General features: G+C 46.9%; 11 protein-coding genes and 1 other RNA gene. 3 read left to right on the forward strand and 9 right to left on the reverse strand.

The features are described from left to right. Positions 1 to 30: 30 nt before the first annotated feature. Both MHZ95_RS00955 and MHZ95_RS00960 read right to left on the reverse strand, forming a co-directional pair. Complete coding sequence (locus tag MHZ95_RS00955; RefSeq protein WP_239388546.1) at positions 31 to 852, reverse strand: sulfurtransferase; 822 nt, start codon at positions 850 to 852, stop codon at positions 31 to 33. Next, positions 853 to 4,491 (reverse strand): dynamin family protein, encoded by a 3,639-nt coding sequence (locus MHZ95_RS00960; protein ID WP_239388548.1) that lies wholly within the window; start codon positions 4,489 to 4,491, stop codon positions 853 to 855. Positions 4,492 to 4,619: 128 nt separating this feature from the next. On the opposite strand from MHZ95_RS00960, the gene MHZ95_RS00965 reads away from it, so the two are divergent. Beyond that, on the forward strand, positions 4,620 to 5,078 hold the full coding sequence (locus MHZ95_RS00965) for a chemotaxis protein CheX (RefSeq protein ID WP_239388550.1): 459 nt from the start codon (positions 4,620 to 4,622) through the stop codon (positions 5,076 to 5,078). A gap of 53 nt (positions 5,079 to 5,131) precedes the next feature. Here MHZ95_RS00965 and MHZ95_RS00970 read toward each other — a convergent pair whose 3' ends face one another. The 7 genes from MHZ95_RS00970 to MHZ95_RS01000 all read right to left on the reverse strand — a co-directional run bounded on the left by MHZ95_RS00970 (position 5,132) and on the right by MHZ95_RS01000 (position 13,211). Further along, positions 5,132 to 7,042 (reverse strand): ATP-dependent DNA helicase, encoded by a 1,911-nt coding sequence (locus tag MHZ95_RS00970; RefSeq protein ID WP_239388552.1) that lies wholly within the window; start codon positions 7,040 to 7,042, stop codon positions 5,132 to 5,134. A gap of 63 nt (positions 7,043 to 7,105) precedes the next feature. Then, entirely contained in the window at positions 7,106 to 8,233 is a 1,128-nt protein-coding gene (locus tag MHZ95_RS00975) for a THUMP domain-containing class I SAM-dependent RNA methyltransferase (protein WP_239388554.1), read from the reverse strand. Positions 8,234 to 8,419: 186 nt separating this feature from the next. Next, positions 8,420 to 8,803, reverse strand: an RNA gene (gene rnpB, locus MHZ95_RS00980) — RNase P RNA component class B. Positions 8,804 to 8,866: 63 nt separating this feature from the next. Next, positions 8,867 to 9,163, reverse strand: a complete 297-nt coding sequence (gene gpsB, locus MHZ95_RS00985) for a cell division regulator GpsB (RefSeq protein WP_239388556.1) — start codon at positions 9,161 to 9,163, stop codon at positions 8,867 to 8,869. Between the two features lie 127 nt (positions 9,164 to 9,290). Next, the gene (locus MHZ95_RS00990) at positions 9,291 to 10,571 is read right to left on the reverse strand and encodes a ribonuclease H-like domain-containing protein (RefSeq protein WP_239388558.1); all 1,281 of its coding nucleotides are present in this window, start codon (positions 10,569 to 10,571) and stop codon (positions 9,291 to 9,293) included. Continuing rightward, the gene (locus tag MHZ95_RS00995) at positions 10,561 to 12,843 is read right to left on the reverse strand and encodes a DEAD/DEAH box helicase (protein WP_239388560.1); all 2,283 of its coding nucleotides are present in this window, start codon (positions 12,841 to 12,843) and stop codon (positions 10,561 to 10,563) included. The genes MHZ95_RS00990 and MHZ95_RS00995 overlap by 11 nt, the downstream gene beginning before the upstream one ends. Then, positions 12,840 to 13,211 (reverse strand): YppE family protein, encoded by a 372-nt coding sequence (locus tag MHZ95_RS01000; protein ID WP_239388562.1) that lies wholly within the window; start codon positions 13,209 to 13,211, stop codon positions 12,840 to 12,842. Before MHZ95_RS01000 ends, MHZ95_RS00995 begins: the two co-directional genes overlap by 4 nt. Before the next feature lie 211 nt (positions 13,212 to 13,422). On the opposite strand from MHZ95_RS01000, the gene recU reads away from it, so the two are divergent. Together recU and MHZ95_RS01010 are read left to right on the forward strand one after the other, a co-directional pair. After that, the gene (gene recU / locus MHZ95_RS01005; RefSeq protein ID WP_239388564.1) at positions 13,423 to 14,058 is read left to right on the forward strand and encodes a Holliday junction resolvase RecU; all 636 of its coding nucleotides are present in this window, start codon (positions 13,423 to 13,425) and stop codon (positions 14,056 to 14,058) included. Next, entirely contained in the window at positions 14,055 to 16,748 is a 2,694-nt protein-coding gene (locus tag MHZ95_RS01010; RefSeq protein ID WP_239388566.1) for a penicillin-binding protein 1A, read from the forward strand. Before recU ends, MHZ95_RS01010 begins: the two co-directional genes overlap by 4 nt. The last annotated feature ends 31 nt before the right edge of the window (positions 16,749 to 16,779 follow it).

Consider the following 16,779-nt stretch of genomic DNA (forward strand, 5'->3'; position numbering starts at 1 on the left):
CTTATACCCCTTTTTACCAAATTGTATTCTTTACCCTCTCTCGACTGCATTCCCGTCTCTTGAAATCCAATCGCTATAGCTGCCGACATACAGACGGACCTTATCGTATCCATGCTGCTTCAACATCGCATAGAGCGGGGCTGCCGTCACACCGCTGCCGCAATAGACCGTCACTTCTTCCAATGGAGCGACGACTTGATTCAGCTCGCTTTTCACTGCCTCATCCAATCGGTAAACGGCCTCCTGCTTAAGCTGTTCCCAATCGAAATTCAAGGCGCCCGGAATCCGCCCGGCAATCGGGTCGATCGGCTCCTGTTCGCCGCGATAACGGGCAGCGGAGCGGGCATCCAGCAAATGGCTTGCCGTCTGCCCCTCCACCGTCTGTTCAACATATTGTCTTGACGCATAGATCGTCTCATCCCATTGTGGCGACACAGCGGTCGGAGCCGGTTGTGGAAGCCGGTCATCGACAGGGATGCCTGCCTCTTTCAACGCTTCAAAGCCTTCCAGCGCGATAAACGCTTGTTTAAATCCCGCATATTGCAATAGCCACCAAGCACGTGCTGCAAAAGGACTGCCACCATCATCGTAGACAATGATGGAATCCTCGAGGGACAGTCCACTTTTCTGGAAAAGTTCCGTCAGCGCTTCTTTCGCAGGCATCGGATGCCGCCCTTCCCGCTTGGTCATATCTGATAGATCTTCTTCCAAATCCCAATAGATCGCTCCGGCTACATGACTTTCTGCATACTTGCGCTTGCCTTCCTGTTCATCCTGCAAATTGAAACGCGTATCGATCCATTTCGTTTTCTCGAAATCAACCTCACTCGCCGACTTAAATACTTCCGCCAATCAGACCATCTCCTTTACGCGTAAGCGATCATACACTTTCTTCCATTCCTCCAGCTGTTCCGTTCCTTGCAACAAGGATCTTTCCGATGCGATTTGATTCAAGCCCTCTTTCAATAAATGCTGCCTGAGTCCTTCCGCTTCGCTTTCAATCCAACTGTCCGCCCATTTGGCCAGTTCTTCTTTCTCCTGACCTAGATAAGTGGAAGCATCCTGTTTCAGCAGTTCACCGAGACGGTCTTTCAAGACGTCCCGCTCCCCTTTTTCAAAAAACGCTTTTTGGTTTTTAAACAGCTTATTGACACTGCTATAGACACTCGGATCCGCAAATGGTGTCGCAAAGGTCAACATCTCCGCTTCCTGCGGCTCATACGGCGAAGGGACGATGGAATTGTCCAAGTCGTTCAAATGGTTCAATTCAATGCGTTGGCGATCCCTGATCTGCTTTTTCATGAAGTTCAGCATCCGTAAATTCGTCACTTTCAACTCCTGTGTCAAATCGAATCCGATCATTCCGACCGTTTCAGCAAGCGCCCCTTTTAATGCTCGCTCTGCCGAGTTGTTCACAAAGACGGATGGACTATACGCTTCTTTGAAAAAGTCGCTGTAACGCAGGAAGACGCGTTGCAAAATGTAATAAATGAGCTCTTCCAATTCGTTATGGGTCGCTTTCGTCAACACTTCCGCAAACTGATAGGCGAAATGGCGGCGTACTTCCCCTTCCAAACGGTTCAACTCTTCCAATCGTTCCGCTTTCCGTGTCCGGTTCGCTTCCGTACGGGAAATGAGCGAAGACAGGCGTTCAATCGTTTTCACTGTTTCCTCTTCAAGTGCCTGAACGGCAAGCCCTTTCAGATCATTCTCCAAGAAATGATGGAATTCCTTTTCAAACGGCGTCATAAAAGGATCCGCTTGACCGTTCACCTTTGCTTCAAGCGCCTGCAAGCTTGAAATGCCATGTACACGCGGATGACGGATGCCGAATTTCCGCAACTCATCCCCGACAAACGTTTTGACGGCTTCCGCTTCCTCTTCATTCGCCGCCAAATCGATCGCGTTAACGATGAAGAACATCTTGTCGAGTTCAAACGCATCTTTCACGCGTCCCAATTGGACAAGAAACTCCCGATCCGCCCTAGCAAATGCATGATTATAATACGTGACAAAAAGAATGGCATCGGCGTTACGGATATATTCAAAAGCGACATCGGTATGGCGAGCATTGATGGAGTCAGCTCCCGGTGTATCCACCAAGGTGATCCCTTTTCTTGTCAATTCACAATCATAATAGAAATCGATTGATTCGACAAAACAGCTTCTGTCTTCCTCAGCAACAAATTTCACAAATTCATCGCGCTTCGCTTTGATGACCGTACCGAGTGCTTCCCGGTACACCGGATAACCTTTTTGGAATGCACTGATGAACGCTTTATGGATATGGAGATGCTCTTCCTGCAATTCCGTCTGGAGCGCGGCCTCTGCCTTTTGGTATGCATCGTCCAATGACAAAGCTTTTATGCCCAGCGCCTCCAATGACCGGAGGACATCCTCCGTCATCCGCTCCTCCGTTTTCAACAGGACATCCGCCGTGCAATCTTCTTTCCCAGACGTAACCGGACGAATCCGATTAATCGCTGCCGTTGTCGGGTTTGGAGAGACCGGCAAAACTTTTTCTCCGATCAATGCATTGGAAAACGATGATTTCCCTGCACTGAAAGCACCGAACAACGCTACGGTAAATTCCTGACCATCCAATCGATCCGCTTTTTTGTGTAAATATTCCGCCGCTTCCAGGAAACCAGGAATCTTTTCCACCGCTTGTGCCACTTGCATCGCCTGCTCGGAGACAGTTCCCGCATTGGCGACATCGGATTCCGCATGAGCCGGCGACAGTTCCGGTTCCCTTGTTGCCTCTTGTTGTGCGCTATCTACTTCATCTGTTCCCTCAAATTCAAGTGTTTGCAACGTTTCACGTGTTTGCCACTTTTCCAGAAGTGCATCGCGCGCGATTGTCATCTGTTTGGATGGGTTAGCCATTTCTTTTTCCACGTTTTCCAGTTTCTGTTGCACTTCTTCTACTTGGAAAAGTGCCATTCGTTTTTCTTCAAGAAGGCGTACTTTCTGTTCAAGAGGACCTGCTTGTTCATTTCCGGATTGGGCTGTGATGCGAGCCATTTCGTGCTTCCAGTCATCTGTCATTTTACGGAAAGCATGCTGGATCACCGTCCGCATCCGTTCGGAATAGTTCAAGACAGTATCGCCCGTGATCACTTCCGACACATTGAATTCTTTCTCCAGCTCTGCAAATGGAACCGTGAAATCCATCCCATCGATGGCAAGCGATCGGTCGTCTGTTAAGATTCCCGCTTCTTTCAAAGATTTTTTCATCAATGTTTTCAAATGTACTTCAATCTGTGCATGGACAAGTTTTCCGATATTTTCGGCCAATGCGTTTTTCCGGCGTTCCCTTTCCTCCGCCGTTTTTTTGGCTCCGAATAGAAACCCGACTTTGAAACGTGAAGACAACGATTCCAAATAGTCCTTTAACAGCTCCCGTGTTTCATAAGGCGTAATCGCAGCACTTTGCAGCAAATCGTTCTGTGCCCGATCAAAATTCGCGGCGAATGCATCTTCCGATAGTAAAGAGAGCATCTTTTCCGCCTCTGCAAGCTCCGCCAACAGTTCTTCTTTCTGATTCCATTCTTCGTCCGTCATTCTGTCAGCAAAGGTGTTTTTTCGTTCTTCCAGTTCATCCGTTAGAAATTGACGGTGCTCATCACGCAATTTGACAAGCGTTTGTTTCGCATTTTCCACAAACTGCTCTTGCCAGTTTTCAATTGAACCATCAACGATCGCCTTCACTTTATTGAAATCATTGTGTTCATGTGCAGCATCCTTTAATGATGTATAGAAAATCCCTTTCGGCACAACGCCCCACAAGCCGAAAGAATGTTCAACAGATTTTTTGAAGTCCTCGAATGGTAGCTCGCTTTCCCGGTGTTTATCGATCTGATTGATGATTAAATAAACATTTTCATTGTAGCGCATTAGCTCTTTCGTAAAGCGGAAGTTCAATTCCGATTGCACATGATTATAATCCATCGTATAGAAGACGAGGTCTGCCAAGTGAAGTGCCGATTCCGTCGAAAGTCGATGCGCATCATCCGTGGAATCGACACCCGGCGTATCCATGACTGTGATTCCATCCGGCAATTTCGACTCCGTGTGTCCGATTTCAACGAGGGAAACCGCCGCCCCGTCCTTACTGAATGATTTGATCGCCGCCGGGAAACCATGCCCTGCATATTTTGCGGCCGTTCCATCCGAGCGATGGATAATGGCATAGTCCGTCTCCGCTTTCCGTACTTTGACAATATTGGCGCTTGTCGGAATCGGGCTGGATGGCAACAGATCATCCCCGGTCAATGCATTAATCATTGAAGACTTCCCGGCGGAGAAATGGCCTGCAAAGCCGATTGTATATTCCTTATCGATTAATTTATTGGCGAAGTATACCGTTTTCTTAAAACGTTCTTCGTCTTCATTCTGGTTGAAGAGCTGTCCATATAAGGCAGCTTGTTGCAATAGATTGTCCAATTCAGGCATGTACATTTCGATCCCTTCCTCAATTTCTCTTCCCATCATACCACTTTTCGAGCTCTGAATAATGGAAAAAAATTTTGCTAAAGATTTTTGTCGAATTCTCATACTCTAGCACGTATTCATGATATGATAGACCCATTGAATCACGACGAAAGGCGGAATGGTAGATGAGTACCTCCAAATATGTACAAATGATCTTGAATGGCACCATCACTTCTTTGACAACTGTTATTCCCGTCAAATTAGACGTTCTTCCCCCATCGCTTACCGTTCAACCTTATGTACAAAAGGAACTAAGTGTTCTCATTGGGCTTATCGGGGGGATTAAAGGCCGGTTGATCATCGATACCTCAGAGCAAGGGATCGATACAATCGGACAAGCGATGTTCGGCATGTCGATCGAAGGGGAAATGATCGAATCGTTCACGGGCGAACTCGGCAATATGGTCGCAGGAAACTTATGTACCCTCCTTGAAAAGGATGGTTTGCACCTTGATATCTCTCCCCCTACTGTTATGGCGGGGGAAACGAAATTTTTCGGATTCACCCAAGCTTTCAAATTGCCTGTCCGGCTGGAAGATGGGACGATGCTACATGTTTTATTGACAATGGATGAACCAGCTTAAAAGACCAAAAAGGATTCTCCCGGTATTGCGGAGAATCCTTTTCATTTTGATTTTCATTTGATTGTTTGAATGTCCACAGGGAAAATTCCTTCAATTTCTGCTTTTATTTTTTGATCGTTTTCTTCTAAGAACAGATGGATCGTCCCTGAATCTTCCGATGTCCGGATGAGTCTGCCTGCCCCTTGGCGCAGCCGCAACAACATGAACGGCACATCCACTTCACGGTATGGATCTTCCGCGTGTTTCCGTTTCGCATCAAAGAGCGGATCGGATGGCGGCAAAGGCAAGTCGTAAATGATGACACGGGTCAAGGCGTCTTGTGGGATATCCAACCCTTCCCACAGATGATACGAACAGAGGACTGGAACTTGCTTCTGTTGAAAATCGCGGACGAGCGACGAAAGTTCCCGATCGCCTTCAAATGCAATCCGGTCTTGCCAACCGGCGGGTACTTGTTCCTTGAAGCGATTCATCGATTTCTCGGATTTAAAGAGAATGAGCGTCTGTTCGCCATCCGCCAGCAGTTCGAGTGCGCGCTCAGCTTTTTCCCCCGCTGTCACATCAGCCGCGTAGACTTTCATCACTTCATCATAATCAAACGGTGAATCCACGGAGAAGGAGATGAAATTCTCAATACCAAGCCCATCCGCCAAATAGGAGAAATCTTTCCCGACAGACAGCGTGGCAGATGAAAAGACGATCGGCGTTTTCGATGAAAACAGTTTTTCTTTCAAAATATCGGTCACAAGGCGTGGCATGATGACGAGTGTCGCTTCCCCTTTACGATCTTCCAACCAATCGACCGCGTCGTTTTGGGAAGTGAACAATCCCATCGAATAAATATATTGGTCCAAATACTCCTCGACCATTTTCAAATCATACTCCGGAATGATAAACAATTCCCCTTCGAAAACGAATTCCTCCAGCAGTTCAGTCGAAAGACGGACCGCCTCTTTCCCGATTTCGAGTAATTCCTCCGTCTTCTCCAGCGCTTTCCGTTCATTATCCGTCGCCTCTGAAAAGGCGTCCAGCATGGTGAAAAACGCTTCATGTGTATCGATCAGCCGCTCCATCAGCTGCAATGTATGTTCACGGATGCCATCCACCATAATGCGTTCCAACAAGTTTAGCAATGTACTATTTTGCACTTCATAAGTCAACGCACGCTGAGCGGAATACTCGAGCAAATGCCCTTCATCGAAAACGATCATGGACACTTCCGGCAGCAATGGCAATTGCCCTTGGCGCTTCCGGGATTCCTTCGTCCAGATATGTTCCATATAGAAATCATGGGAACAAATGATGATCTCCACCGCTTCCCGGTAATGGTTACGATGGATCGTTTGCCCGCATCGATTGCGGACATCACATGCTGCACATTGCTGAATCGGGTGGAAATTGACTGTTTTCCATTGTTCATCGCTCAAATCCGGAAAATCCGATCGTTCGCCATACGGGCTGATGGACTGCAAAGAGGCGTTGCCATGGACAAATTCCGGCAGGCTGTCCTCAATCCATTCAATATATTCCTCGGCAGAAGTATCTCCCGTCTCTTCCAAACGTTTCAAACATAAATACTGATCCCTTGCTTTGGCCAGACGTACATCGATATCCAAATCGAGGGCTTCCCCGACTTTTTTAATATCACCGTCTTCTTTCACCAACTGGTCGATGAGTGTTTCATCCGCACAGGAAATAAGTGCGGGTCTTCCGGTGTAACGGGCATAGGCGATGGCCGGTAACAAATACGCAATCGTTTTTCCCGTCCCGACACCCGCTTCCGCAAAAAGGACTTGTTTTTCTTTCAATGCCTGCTCGATTTGGAACGCCATGAAGATCTGTTCATCCCGGCATTCAAATCCTTTTTCTGTCAGGTCATCGTATAACGTATCCCCAATCCAATCATTCAATGATTCGTAGAATGATTTCTCTTTCGATAATGGGAATGGCATCTTACTTTTCATATGGAACCCCTTCCTACTTTACATGCAAAAGGAAGAGGCATCTCCTCTTCCACAAATGCTGACTTATTGCTTTTGTCCCCAATACTGGTAAAAATCAGTACGGATAAACCCATTGAATAGTTTCCGTTTTTTCGTCGCTTTTTTTCCATACATCGTTTCAAAGTTTTCCAATGAGGAAAGCATATAGACCGACCAAGACGGATGCTCCTTCATTATACGTCCGAGCATGCGCGTTATGTCCTCCGCTTCTTCAATTTCACCGAGCCGCTCACCATATGGCGGATTCCCGACCATGACGCCGTTCAATCCTTCCACGGTCAAATCCCTCACATCGCGCTGTTGAAATTGGATTAAATCCATAAAGCCTGCTTCCATCGCATTCTCCTGAGCGACCTTGATCATTCGCGGGTCCACGTCGGAGCCTATAATATTTAATGGCTGATCATAGTTCGCCACGTCTTCCACTTCTTCCCTAACTTGATCCCAGGCGCTTTTCTTGATCCACGGCCATTGTTCACTCAAAAACTCCCGGTTATAACCAGGGGCAATATTCTGTCCCATCATTGCCGCCTCAATAGCGATCGTCCCTGAACCGCAAAACGGATCAACGAATGGCCGATCCGGATTCCAGCGCGTCAATTTGACAAGCGCCGCTGCCAGCGTTTCCTTCAACGGGGCATCCCCTTGTCCGACACGATAGCCGCGCTTATGTAACCCCGTACCGCTGGAGTCGATCGTCAATGTCACTTTATCTTTTAAAATCGATACTTCCAATTTGAACAATGGACCGGATTCATCCAAGAAGCCGATTCGCTTATAGGCCATTTTCAACCGTTCCACAATCGCTTTTTTCACAATCGCTTGACAATCCGGTACACTGTACAATGTCGACTTCACTGATTTCCCTGCAACAGGGAATGCCGCATCAACCGGTAAAAAACGTTCCCAAGGAATCGCTTTCGTCTGTTCAAATAAGTCGTCGAACGTCGTCGCGTGAAATTCCCCCGCGATGATCCGGACACGGTCCGCGACACGCAACCACATATTCGTTTTGGCAATGGCCGTTTCATCCCCTTGGAAATAGATCTTTCCATTATCCGATGTCGTATTAAAGCCAAGCGCTTTCACTTCATCCGCTACGATCGATTCCAATCCCATTGCGGAAGTGGCGACCAATTTATATTCACTCACGTTTATCCAACTCCAATCCCAACATTCAAACAAACTTACAAAATATCAGTATACATAAGGAAGCAAGTTTGCTTTCCCTTATCTATTCTGTACGGTATTCGTCATCATTAAACTTCGTTAATTCCAAAAGAAAAGCTCTCCACATAATTAGGAGAGCGGTCGTTTGTACAATAAAACCATAGAAAATCCGATAAGCCATGTTTTGTTCCCGTGTACTCAAGCGGCTTACGCCTCGTACTTAGGGTGGTAATCATCTATCTACAAGCAAATGCTTGTCCCTTCGTCCGTTCAATTCCTTCAGAAGAGTGCCCCTACCATAATTTGGGTTTCTCACTCGTGGGGTTTACCGCGTTCCATCCGACCCGTTTCCGGATCAGCTACGTTACTGTGGCACTGTTCAGGGAACCTCATCCATATCCGAAGACTTAGGATTTATTCCCGCCGTCAACGCGCAAAGCGCGATGCCCCGGCTTATTGTTTCGCCGAGCACGAACACTACGGTCATCTCAGATCCGTGTGAGCATGGACTTTCCTCTACAAAAACAAGTTTTGCAGCGATTACCTGAATTCACTCTATGGTATTGTTTAGTATACAGTACATCAGGTCTATTTTCAATCCCGATGTCCATTTTTTTATTCCTGATCGAAAAGTTTACTGCCAAACACGTGCTTTTCCAGATTGGAAATTCGTTTTAAAATATCGAAGTTTGTCGTGCCTGCGCTTCCTGCTGCCGGACGTCTTTGAGCGGCAGTCAACTCTTCCTGTAGTTTTGCATTTTCATTGCGCAATTCTGCAATCGTTTTTTTGAAAGTTTCATAATCTTGGATGACATCATCAAGGAAGAGATCGACTTCTTCCTGGTTATATCCGCGCAGGCCCGTTTTGAATTCTTTTTCAAGAATCTTTTTTGAATCCAATTTAATGTCCATGAAAATCGCCCTTCCGTCTATGTTTACATACGGTCGATTATAGCATAATACACCTCTACCTGTCTTGCCAAGCGGCGCGAGCTATCCGACCCTTCCACGTGGGAAAACTTTCAATCCGCTACACATGTCAACTCTTGGCGCCCGATGTCGTTTCTTGCGCTTCCCCAGGAAATAATTTTCGTTGGATTCTTATTTCCCGTTTTGCAAACGCAGTACTCGCCCGAATCCGAAACCGTTCCGACAGTTCGGGATCCACTTGCAGATGCCAAATCGCCTCTTTCGTTACGCGGTTTGCCTCCCCCCACTCCTTCAGCCTATGCTCATACAGCTTGGCCAATTCCTCCAGGGCAATAATCCGTTCCCTGCCCGCAAGCCCCGTCGATGCGATCGTGAAGGATTGGACTGCCTCCTGATATGCCTGTTCTCGCTTTAAAATAAAACCGAGATGAAAATGTGTCATCGGATGATCCACGCCATATTCCGCAATGGATTGTTCAAAAATGAATTTACTTCGCTCATATGATTTCAAGTCTGCAAACCATTTCCCGATATTCGTCTGGGTGACGGCAGATGCCGACACTTCCGTTTTCAGCAATAAATCCGTCGAACGGATATATAAAGTAACGAGGGATAGGATATCCCACTCATTATGGTCGAGCACTTTCATCAGAAGTTCCGCACGACCATTTTTCACTGCATCTTGGTAAATGATCGGCGCCATATGTCCAGGGATATCCCCTTCCCGCTTGAAACCAAGCTGTTTTTCTTCAATGGCCGGCAGCCGGAATGTTCCCATTTCATCTTTCCAAATACGACGTGAACCGTGTAGCAAGTCGATTTGAGTGTGCGTAAGCAACGGGGGGATTACATTCCGATTCATCGTCCAACGCGTCTCCAACTGTGGAACATCGAAACTTTTTCCGTTATAGGTCACGAGTGTCGTAGACTGTTTCCACAAATCTGACGCATATAGAAAGGCCGCTTCATGATCAGGACCCGGCAGGACATACTGCGTCAGTTTAAAACTGGAGGCTGTCTGTTCAATGAACCCCATCAGGAAAATGAGCGTTCCGGCGCCTTTCAATCCGGTCGTTTCCGTATCGAAAAACAACAGCGGCTTTGAGAAATCCGGTGATAACGGGTGCGGCTCACCGGACTTCCTCCATTCATCAACGGTCGCTTTCAGACCGGAAAGAACGATATCGCCATGCCGATGATCGGAATGATATTCCACAATCCGTTTATAGACGATGCCATGCTTATTTTGCTCTTTCGTCAATCCTGCATCCAGCCATTGTTGTTCATAAGAGGGTGCCGGAATTTCTTTTTTCACTTCTGGCACCACTTTATCTGCCGGCTTCTTTTTTAGTAGCTTCTTCATCTGCATCAGTTTTTGTTCATAGGACATCGGAATTCCCTCCCGCCAACGTTTGAAGCAAGGACTCGACATCGCGCTTCATGCCCATCCCGGCTTCTTGTGCGCCGATGCATACCGGGCATCCCGATTCACAGCGGCAGCTAGCTACATGATCGGCTGCCTGTTGGAATAAGTCATCCCAACGATCGAATATTTTTTCACTTAAACCGATACCGCCAGGATAACTGTCATAAATGAAAATAGTCGGCTTTCCGGAATGAACTGCCTTCACTTGTGGCACAACATGGATATCCGTCCGATCACAACGCACAAACAGCGGGATAAACGACTGGATGGCATAGGCTGCGCCTGTCATCGCATCTGTCAACCCGGCACCTGTCCAACCATCCGGAATGTCGAATGAAAACCATGTGGAAGACGTATGCAACTCTTCCGATGGCAACGAAATCGGACCGGAACCGATATTATCATGGGAATCGAAGCGGATTTTTTTAAATATCGTCGGGATCGCCAGCACAGCGATATCTCCATAAGCTGCTTCCCCCACTCCCAACGGATGTACATCGTCTTCACTCATCACTTTCAATTCCACTGCCAGATTGGCATCGGTGAAATAATCGACATCGACCTCGGTGACGTATGCTTTCTTTTCCTCCCAATCAAGCATTTCCACTTGAAATTGCGTTCCTTGATGCATATAGATCGCCTCTTCGTGGAGTAAGGTCATCGCACTGAAGCGATCCATCTCACCAATGACCGTCGTTTCTTTCGGATGGGTTTTGTCGATGATGACAACATTTTCTTGAGATGCGGAACGGAGACTGATCTCACTCGCCGGGAAACTGTCCGTCATCCAATGCCATTTGTCCGTCGTTTTCACTAAGATCCCTTCACTTTCCAGAAAGGCGAGCAGCTCCTGCACCTCAAATTCCCCATACGTTTCTGTCATCGTAAAAGGCAGTTCGAACGATGCGCATTTCAAATGATCCATTAGAATGAACATATTATCCGGATGGATGCGCGCTTCTTCCGGCGATTGACCGAGTAGATAGTCGGGATGCTCAATAATGTATTGATCGAGCGCCAAGGATTGCGCGACGTAAATGATCAGCGCCTCTTCCTGTCTCCTCCCTGCGCGCCCCGCCTGTTGGAACGCACTCGCAATATTTCCGGGGTATCCCGTCATGATGCACGCTTGCAACTGGCCGATATCGATGCCAAGTTCAAGCGCATTCGTACTGACGACCGTCCGGATTTCTCCCTCACGTAAACCTTTTTCGATTTTCCGTCGCTCCGAAGGCAAATAGCCACCACGATATCCCATCACGGTATTGTCAAACAGTTTCTTTTTTGTTAATTCTTTCATATAAGTGACGAGCATTTCCACACGTACCCTGCTTTTCGCAAAAATGATCGTTTGGACACCTTCACGATATAATAACGAAGCGACATCTCGCACTTCCAAAACGGCACTTCGACGGATGCCGAATGTCGGATGAACGACAGGCGGATTGTAAAAGACAAAATGCTTTTTCCCTGCAGGCGCCCCATTATTAGCAATTAATTGCATATCCGTATTGGTCAATGACTCCGCAAGCTCCTGCGGGTTCGCAATCGTCGCCGACGTGCAAATGAACACCGGATCACTGCCATAATAATTGCAAATCCGTTTCAACCGACGCAACACATGCGCGACGTGACTGCCGAAAACGCCTTTATACGTATGCAATTCGTCTATGATGATATATTTCAAGTTTTCGAAGAGCGACACCCATTTCGTATGATGCGGCAATATGCCTGAGTGCAGCATATCAGGGTTCGTCAAGACAATATGACCGGACTTCCGCACTTTAGATCGTAACCCTGGCGCGGTGTCGCCGTCATAAGTGTAACTGAGAATCGACTCCCCACTCGCTTCGATCAGCTCATGCAAATCCGCCAGCTGATCCTGCGCCAGTGCTTTCGTCGGGAATAAATAGATAGCCCGAGCCGCTTCGTCCTCCAAAATACTTTGCAGTACCGGTAAATGGTAGCAGAGTGATTTACCAGAAGCAGTCGGCGTCACCGCTGTAAATGACTTTCCCGAAGCAGCCAATTCAAACGCTTCCCGTTGATGGCTATACAGTTGCTGGATGCCTTTCGACGCCAACGCTATAATGATGGAAGGATGGAGCTTGTCCGGAAATTCCGCATAGACCGCTTCTTTCCCTTCAATTGTCCTATAATGAACGACATTACTCGAAAAAGAAGGATCCGTCCGCAACTTCTCCAACACTTCATGAATCGCATTTTTCTTAGTCATGTGACATCCTCGTCCTTCTCTGCGTTCAAGGCATCCAAAATGGTTTTCAATGTATATTCAGCCGAATTGATCGACAACACAAATCTTTTTTTTCCTGTCTTCTGATAAAATGACTGGACAATAAATTGCTTCATTGAATCATTCAATGATTCAATCTGTATCGGATGAACATACTTCGGCTTTTCCGTCTTGATAAATTCCGATACTTCTTCCGTCCATTCATCCAACATCGTATGATACCGATCCGCATACGGCTTTACTTCTATAAAAAAATCAGGTTCCCGATCAAGTTCCCTCATCTGTGTATGACGTTCACGACATTCCCCACAAACAGAAAGGAGAATCTCCGTCTTTTCTTTTAAATTCATAAGGTTATACATCCTTTCCGTACCTTTCTTTTATTTTAGCAGATAGGAAGAGGATGTACCACACCGAAAGGGAACGTGTATTCCTTTCAATAATTTAAGAAGTGAACTAAAGGAAAACCTCTTTCCATTTATCTAGACACCAGATTGCAACTTTCTGCGGGTTAATCCGTCTAAATCATGTGGTATGATAGTGAGATGCGAGGTGGTAATGATGACGATACGCTATCCGAACGGGAAGAAATATGTGCCTGTTCAGCAGTCGACTGTCCAACGGAAGACGGATTTCTCTTTTAGTAATCGCGGAATGGCTTTGGAAGAAGAATTGAATGAGTCCAATGAATTTTATTTGAGCCGCGGCATCGCTGTCATCCATAAAAAACCCGTCCCGATCCAAGTGGTGAATGTCAATTACCCGGCAAGAAGTGCCGCCGTAATAACGGAAGCTTATTTCCGGACACCCTCCACTACCGATTTCAACGGCGTCTGGAATGGGAAATACATCGATTTCGAAGCGAAAGAAACGAAAAGCTCCACTTCCTTTCCGCTACAAAATATTCATGCGCATCAGGTCGATCATATGAAAAGCGTTTGGAAGCAAGGTGGACTTGCTTTTTTTATCATCAAATTTACACTGCTCGATCGCTATTTCATCGTCCCTTATGATCGTTTTGAGCGCTTCTGGGAAAGAATGGAGATGGGTGGAAGGAAATCGATCACCCTTGCCGAATTTGAGAAAGTCGGCATTGAAATCGCGCCAGGATTTAATCCGCGAATCGATTATTTACAAGCGGTGTCCACCTTAATGGCGGACTCCGAAGAAACAATTGAAGGGCAGGAAGAACTATGAGTGAACATATACATTCAAGATCGGCTCGACGTAAAGCACTGGAAGCTGAGCGCTCGAAAAAGAAAGGCAAAAAGCCGAAACGTCCAAAAGGGTTATTCAAAAAAATAATCTTGGCGATCTTTGTGATAGGCTTAGCGGGACTGTTAGGCGGTTTCGGCTTATTTGCATACTATGCAAGTTCAGCACCGAAACTGGACGAAGAACTATTAAAAGATCCATTGTCATCCGAATTGCTCGATATCCACGGCAATGTCTTCATGAAATCGGGTGCTGAAAAACGGAAGTTTGTTCCATACGCCGATATTCCGCAAGAGATGCAAGATGCGATTTTAGCGACGGAAGACGTCCGCTTCTACTCCCATCACGGCATGGACTTCTGGCGATTGGGCGGCGCCGTCATTGCGAATTTCAGAGGTGGTTTCGGTTCACAAGGGGCAAGTACCCTTACCCAACAAGTGATCAAAAACTCATTCCTGACAGATGAAAAAACATTGAAACGGAAAGCGCAAGAAGCGTGGCTCGCCTTCCAACTGGAACGGAAGTATGACAAAGAGGAGATCTTTGAAATGTACTTCAACAAGATTCTCATGGGTGGCAATAATTACGGATTCGGAACTGCAGCTGAATTTTATTACGGGAAAAATTTAAACGAACTGGAATTGCATGAAATGGCGATGTTAGCCGGCATTCCTCAAAGTCCGAACGGCTACAACCCGACGAAAAATCCGGAACGTGCCGAGAAACGACGCAATATCGTACTCAGTCTGATGTATCAGCATAAAAAAATCACAAAAGCGGAAATGGAAGCGGCTAAGGCGATTCCGGTCACTGCTACGTTGCTCCCGGAAGACCAAAGACAAGTGGCCACCACGAAATATCCAGCCTACGTCGACCTCGTCCTGGCTGAATTGGAAGAAGCGGGCATGAGCCATCTCTTGGCCGAAGGAGTGAAAATCCAGACGGCATTGGATCCTTCTGCACAACAGGCTGTTGAAAAAGCGATCAATACATCCGAACTTTATGAATCGGACGAAATGCAAGCCGGCATGACCGTCGTCGATACAAAAACGGGCGCCATCGTGGCGGTCGGTGGCGGACGCAATTATTCCGGCCTCGATTGGAACTTTGCATCCGACCAGAAACGCCAGCCCGGCTCTACGATCAAACCGATACTCGCTTACGGCCCCGCGATTGAAAATCTCAGTTGGTCAACGGGGAATACGATTGTCGATGAACCGTATAACTACAAAGGGACCAATCAGGCGATCCGCAATGTCGATGGCAAATATCAAGGTACGATGACGATTCGTGAAGCCTTATACAAATCGCGGAATATCCCGGCTGTCAAAGTTTTTGAAGAAGTGGGCACACAAAAAGCCGGCGATTTTGCAAGAAACCTTGGTCTTCCTTATGACAAATTGTATTCTTCCGATGCGCTAGGTGGCGGCGGAAATGACTTTTCAACTGTCCAAATGGCGGGAGCCTTTGCAGCATTTGGCAATGGCGGTATTTATACGAAACCGCATGCCATTAAAAAAATCACGTTCCGGGATGGCAAAACAGAACGGAATATGGCACCTAACCCTGAAATTGTCATGAAAGATTCGACTGCTTATATGATTACCGACATTTTACGTGACGTACTCACTTCGGGAACAGGTACAAAGGCGAATATTTCCGGTCTTGATATCGCCGGAAAAACAGGTACGACCAACTATCCGAATGATATTAAGCAAAAACACAACATGAAAAATACAGACGTCCCCGACTCTTGGTTTACAGGCTATACGACCAATTACACGATTGCAGTATGGGGCGGTTATGCAAAATATACAACACCGATCACAACGTATGACCGAGGTCGCTATGTTCCTCAAAACTTGTTCCGGATGGTCATGAGCGAAATTTCTGCCGGGAAAGAGACGGCACGCTTCAAGAAACCTGGTTCGGTGGAAGAAGCGACGATCGAGTACGGATCGAACCCGCTCCTCCTCGCCAGCCCTACGACGCCGGCCAGCATGAAACGGACCGAATTATTCGTACGCGGTACGGTACCGACGGAAATGGCGAAAGAAGAGATCATTGAACTTGAAGATCCAAGTAATTTATCGGCTCAATACGATCCAGAGACGAATTCCGTCTCCCTGAACTGGACACATCATGCACCTGTTTCAGAAGCGATTACGGGTGAAGTTGAATTTACGGTCTTCGTAGGTGTCGATGGTGGCGACATGCAAGAAATGACCAAGACGAAAGACATGTCTGTTACGTTCTCAGGCGCCGAGCCGGGCCGGACCTATGTATTCTCCGTCGTCGCGAAACTCGGTGAATTAGAAAGCGGACCAGCCAGCGCGACACTCCAAATTGACAATACCACTGAGGAAATACCAGGTGAGGAATTCGATGATGGTTCCGAAAATCCTGATAACGAGTGGAATAATGGCAATTGGGGTAATGAGAACAACGGCAATAACGGTAACGACAGCAATTGGAATAACCCAAACAACTGGAACGAAGGAAAAAACAATAATTGGAACAATGGCAACTGGAATAACAGAAACGACGGCAACGGAAATAACGATGAAAACAATCCAGATGACAATTCATCGAATAGCGGAGGGACAGATTCAGGCACCAATACCACTCCTGATGGCCAAGAAGGAAATTCCAGCGAAGATGGTACTCCTTAAATTGATAAAAAAAGCAGCACCTCGGATCACC

This window comes from Sporosarcina sp. ACRSM, assembly GCF_022346545.1.
Classification (GTDB): Bacteria; Bacillota; Bacilli; order Bacillales_A; family Planococcaceae; genus Sporosarcina.

Excerpts from the sequence above, each read along its gene's own strand:
- MHZ95_RS00960 (WP_239388548.1), bottom strand. The coding sequence starts at position 4,491 with ATGGGAAGAGAAATTGAGGAAGGGATCGAAATGTACATGCCTGAATTG.
- MHZ95_RS00965 (WP_239388550.1), top strand. The coding sequence starts at position 4,620 with ATGAGTACCTCCAAATATGTACAAATGATCTTGAATGGCACCATCACT.
- MHZ95_RS00970 (WP_239388552.1), bottom strand. The coding sequence starts at position 7,042 with ATGAAAAGTAAGATGCCATTCCCATTATCGAAAGAGAAATCATTCTAC.
- gpsB (WP_239388556.1), bottom strand. The coding sequence starts at position 9,163 with ATGGACATTAAATTGGATTCAAAAAAGATTCTTGAAAAAGAATTCAAA.
- MHZ95_RS00990 (WP_239388558.1), bottom strand. The coding sequence starts at position 10,571 with ATGTCCTATGAACAAAAACTGATGCAGATGAAGAAGCTACTAAAAAAG.
- MHZ95_RS00995 (WP_239388560.1), bottom strand. The coding sequence starts at position 12,843 with ATGACTAAGAAAAATGCGATTCATGAAGTGTTGGAGAAGTTGCGGACG.
- MHZ95_RS01000 (WP_239388562.1), bottom strand. The coding sequence starts at position 13,211 with ATGAATTTAAAAGAAAAGACGGAGATTCTCCTTTCTGTTTGTGGGGAA.
- recU (WP_239388564.1), top strand. The coding sequence starts at position 13,423 with ATGACGATACGCTATCCGAACGGGAAGAAATATGTGCCTGTTCAGCAG.
- MHZ95_RS01010 (WP_239388566.1), top strand. The coding sequence starts at position 14,055 with ATGAGTGAACATATACATTCAAGATCGGCTCGACGTAAAGCACTGGAA.